This window comes from Hymenobacter terricola (assembly GCF_017921975.2).
GTDB lineage: Bacteria > Bacteroidota > Bacteroidia > Cytophagales > Hymenobacteraceae > Hymenobacter > Hymenobacter terricola.
In genome coordinates this window covers 1-3,657 of the sequence record NZ_JAGEMO020000162.1, presented here as the reverse complement: position 1 = coordinate 3,657, position 3,657 = coordinate 1, and the positions used below count along the sequence as shown (strand labels likewise).

Genomic DNA, 3,657 nt, shown 5'->3' with positions numbered 1-3,657 from the left:
TCTTTGTCACGACCACAACGACGAAAACAAAGACAATAAGGCTAAAGGGACAAACAAAAATCGCCAAGGATACGGTTTTTTTGCCCTCCAAGCTCATAAAAGCACAAACGGCGGCTATCAGTAAGGCAAAGAAAAATAAAGGCTCAGAGCGCAAATTTCCGTATAAGATAGCAATCCCGATTTTGATATTACTTATTTTTATCACGTTCATCATATTCGCATACGTTAAACAATATTTTTCAATCAAGTCCGTTCTGAAAAGGATAAAAGTAGTAGTCGAAAAGGCAGCAAGCGTGGCTGCGAGGCTTTTCAATTAAAAAGGTTAGCATTTGAAAACCCGACTTGTGAAAGCCGGGTTTCTTTATTTATTTCTTCTTCAGCTCCTTTTTAAGGCTTCCGATTATGTAGCGCTTTGGAGTGTCCTTTGCCCTCGCGAACTTCACGATGCGGGTAATGATCTCCTGCCAATTTTCTCTCTTGGCCAGCTCTCCGAGCACCTCCTTGTTAGCGCTCAATTCACGATTTGAGAAGCCGCAAGACATCGTAAGGTATTGGACCAGCAGAGACGGCGCAAAAACAGAAAGGGAGCCTTGCCCCAGCCGCCGCCGCTCGGCTTCCTGCCCTCTTTTCACAGGAATGATGACCAGCTTCTCAATTTTGCCGCGCTGGCCGGCTACTGTCTCGTAGCGAAATCCGCTCACATTCTTCTTCTCGATCTCTGATACTGCAGGATCGATGCAACGGCGCAAAAACATTGCTGTCTGTTTGTATTTTTCTTGGACCCCGAGGAATTGCTTCAAAAACTCGATGGAAACGGCGAATTTTCGAGTCTGGCCTGCGCAAAGCATGTAGAGCCTTGCAACAAAAGCAGAGCGAAAAGAAAGGGCAACTTCGAGATCGTAGCGGCAAATTCCGTGCGTGAAATCGAGGATATAATCAACCAGCCAGTGAGCGACCGAAAACCGCAAAACACCGCTGCCTTCCTCCAAGATGATATTGTAGAGGAAAGGGCTCATGAGACGCCGCCCTCCTTGCTCGTCTCTGATTTTGACGAATCTTTTGGAGAGTCTCTCGCAAGCGTCTAAGATAACATCGTAATGGTGTCGATTAGCTACCAGCCGATTCATTTGCACCGAGAAATTGATATTAAGGCGATCGGAAGAAAAGGCCTTGCCGATGATGTCTTTCAACTTCTCGCCCTCGATCACTGTCTGCGCCTGCTCGACTATCAGCATAAAGATACGAACTTCATAAAGATTCATATCTCCCTTAACTACTGTGCTAAGATAACTTTGTTTTTGCTTCATATAATTTATTTTTAGCTGCTGCAAATATAGGCTTTTTATCTATAACATCCAATATCAAATGTTATATGTTATCTCCATTTAACTATTATTAACTATTAGAGGCCTTAAATGCAATAAAATAAGCTCTTAAAATATTGCATATATGGAAAAAAATGCTTATCTTTGCAGTGTGATAAAACAACATTAATACTTACTATTATGAAGACTTACGAGATTACAACTTATGAGAATACCGACGGGTACGGTCGAAAGATATTCGGCTATACATTTCGCAACGTCGAGACCGACAACTACATCTACACTAACGGTATCTTTGAAAATGTGTTGATGTTTGCCAAAGGCTTTGCTCTCGGCAAGGGCGTAGATCTGGAAAGTATTTGCACCATTTGGTAACGTGATAAAATAACATTAATACTTACTATTATGAAGACTCTACTCATTGTAAAACATTCAAAACTTTACCACATCTATAATGGTGAAGGCGAACGTGTTGCTATTTTAGCATCTCGTGAGGACATCCATTTTTATATTAAACATATTTTTTGTCCCCCCTTATTTACTTCTTACACCTTAAAACCCACTGTTGTTGCAGGAACATTTATTGTAACTGTGAAATAGATCAAAAGCCGCTGCCCAGCAGCGGCCTACGGGACAAATCTTTTTTTCTCTTTTTGCCGCTGCCCAGCAGCGGCCTACGGAACAATTATTTATCACTTAAAGATTTTGAGTTATGACTCGCATCGAAAAAATTCTTAGTTCGGGAGTTATCAAAGCTATCACTCACCCGGATTTCTCTTACGACATTACGCACTTTAGATTCTTCACATTTAGAGGAGTAGACGATAAAGGAGAATATCTCTTAATTGGCTACATTGCAGAAGACACCAGCGAGAAAAACGCCATTGTCAACGGCAAAAAATGCTCTGTATTCGACATCGACCTCTTTGCCGATAACAAAGTAGTAGAGCACCTCGATTAAAAAACTCTTTCTCTCTTTCAAAAAGCCGCTGCACAGCAGCGGCAACGGGTCTTCAAATTATTCGACTATGAAAGTACATGATTACACACTAGCAGCAAAGGCAGAGCAATTTATTCGTGCTGCGTATTGCCACTGTTCTGATGATGAGCTCAAAAAAGAGATCTGGAAAGGTCTCGACCTGTTGCAGGAATATCTCAGCCGAGATAACATTGTAGAGGTCGACGAATAGAAGCGGGCCCGGCCAGTGGCCGGGCCGGCTTTGGCAAAAAACAATCGGCATCCTGCCCATGGGCGGGTGTCGTTGAGTACTACTACTAAAAATATAAAGATGGACAAAGAAAAAATTACTCCAGGAACACGATTCGCGACCGGGAGACCTTCGACGGGTCGAACACATACGATTACATTAAGAATTAGCTCATCAGCTAATAAAATTTTGCATGAACATTCTAATAAAAGCGCCTTCATCGACAAACTAATAATAGATAGTGCAAAGGACAAAGACAAATAAGCTGATGAGCAGCTCTCTGCAGGTGGGGCTTCGCTGCGCTCGCCACTACGCCTGCCGGGGTCCCTGCTGCGGTGGCTGCTGCTGCTATGCCAAAGCCGGCACGGCCGAAGGCCGGGCCCACAAAAAGACAACAACACTGCAGCACAACAAAAGAGCAGCTTCTTTGCGGTGGGGCTTCGCTGCGCTCGCCACTACGCCTGCCGGGGTCCCTGCTGCGGTGGATCCTGCTGCTGCTATGCCACAGCCGGCACGGCCGAAGGCAGGGCCCACAAAAGACAACAACACTGCAGCACAACAAAAGAGCAGCTCTCTGCAGGTGGGGCTTCGCTGCGCTCGCCAATGCGCCTTACGGGGTGCTGCTGCCGGGCTACTCGAACACCGGATCAACAACACAGCAGCACAACAAAAGAGCAGCTCTCTGCAGGTGGGGCTTCGCTGCGCTCGCCAATGTGCCTTACGGGGTGCTGCTGCGGTGGATTTTGCCGCCGCTGCTGCTGTCATCAACCCGGACAGCCGACCCGTGCCGGAACGGTGGATTTTGCCGCCGCTGCTGCTGTCATCCCATGTGTGCTCCGCCGCCGCTCGCCGCTCGCCATGGGAGGAGAGCCGCCGCCGCTGCCGCCGATAGGCGACAGCCGCAAAAAACAGCACAAGAAAAAATAAGCTCATGGTTCCTGCTGCTGCTCCTGCTCCGGTGGGGGCTTCGCTCCGCTCGCCATGTGTGCTCCGCCGCCGCTCGCCGCTCGCCATGGGAGGAGAGCTTCCGGGCTTTCCGGGCTTTCCGGGCTTTCCGGGCTTTCCGGGCTTTCCGGGCTTCCGGGCTTTCCGGGCTTTCCGGGCTTTCCGGGCTTTCCGGGCTT

At 47.4% G+C, this 3,657-nt stretch carries 7 protein-coding genes; 5 read left to right on the top strand and 2 right to left on the bottom strand.

All coding sequences use genetic code 11. The features are described 5' to 3' along the window. Together J4G38_RS27980 and J4G38_RS27975 are read right to left on the bottom strand one after the other, a co-directional pair. Nucleotides 1-313: hypothetical protein (locus tag J4G38_RS27980; RefSeq protein WP_226164083.1), on the bottom strand; the 313-nt coding region annotated here is incomplete at its 3' end. A 52-nt stretch (nucleotides 314-365) separates the two neighbouring features. Next, the gene (locus J4G38_RS27975) at nucleotides 366-1,307 is read right to left on the bottom strand and encodes a replication initiation protein (protein ID WP_210522198.1); all 942 of its coding nucleotides are present in this window, start codon (nucleotides 1,305-1,307) and stop codon (nucleotides 366-368) included. A gap of 198 nt (nucleotides 1,308-1,505) precedes the next feature. Here J4G38_RS27975 and J4G38_RS27970 point away from each other — a divergent pair, with 198 nt between their 5' ends. The 5 genes from J4G38_RS27970 to J4G38_RS27950 all read left to right on the top strand — a co-directional run. Beyond that, the gene (locus J4G38_RS27970; RefSeq protein WP_210522197.1) at nucleotides 1,506-1,700 is read left to right on the top strand and encodes a hypothetical protein; all 195 of its coding nucleotides are present in this window, start codon (nucleotides 1,506-1,508) and stop codon (nucleotides 1,698-1,700) included. Nucleotides 1,701-1,730: 30 nt separating this feature from the next. Then, the gene (locus J4G38_RS27965; protein ID WP_210522196.1) at nucleotides 1,731-1,925 is read left to right on the top strand and encodes a hypothetical protein; all 195 of its coding nucleotides are present in this window, start codon (nucleotides 1,731-1,733) and stop codon (nucleotides 1,923-1,925) included. A gap of 112 nt (nucleotides 1,926-2,037) precedes the next feature. Then, the gene (locus J4G38_RS27960; protein ID WP_210522195.1) at nucleotides 2,038-2,286 is read left to right on the top strand and encodes a hypothetical protein; all 249 of its coding nucleotides are present in this window, start codon (nucleotides 2,038-2,040) and stop codon (nucleotides 2,284-2,286) included. A 67-nt stretch (nucleotides 2,287-2,353) separates the two neighbouring features. After that, nucleotides 2,354-2,515 (top strand): hypothetical protein, encoded by a 162-nt coding sequence (locus tag J4G38_RS27955; protein WP_210522194.1) that lies wholly within the window; start codon nucleotides 2,354-2,356, stop codon nucleotides 2,513-2,515. Between the two features lie 949 nt (nucleotides 2,516-3,464). After that, nucleotides 3,465-3,657, top strand: a 193-nt coding sequence (locus tag J4G38_RS27950) for a hypothetical protein (RefSeq protein WP_226164082.1), incomplete at its 3' end; no start/stop codon positions are given.

What these genes read in the sequence shown, in the direction of transcription:
- J4G38_RS27970 (WP_210522197.1), top strand. Translation starts at nt 1,506, where the DNA reads ATGAAGACTTACGAGATTACAACTTATGAGAATACCGACGGGTACGGT.
- J4G38_RS27955 (WP_210522194.1), top strand. Translation starts at nt 2,354, where the DNA reads ATGAAAGTACATGATTACACACTAGCAGCAAAGGCAGAGCAATTTATT.
- J4G38_RS27975 (WP_210522198.1), bottom strand. Translation starts at nt 1,307, where the DNA reads ATGAAGCAAAAACAAAGTTATCTTAGCACAGTAGTTAAGGGAGATATG.
- J4G38_RS27965 (WP_210522196.1), top strand. Translation starts at nt 1,731, where the DNA reads ATGAAGACTCTACTCATTGTAAAACATTCAAAACTTTACCACATCTAT.
- J4G38_RS27960 (WP_210522195.1), top strand. Translation starts at nt 2,038, where the DNA reads ATGACTCGCATCGAAAAAATTCTTAGTTCGGGAGTTATCAAAGCTATC.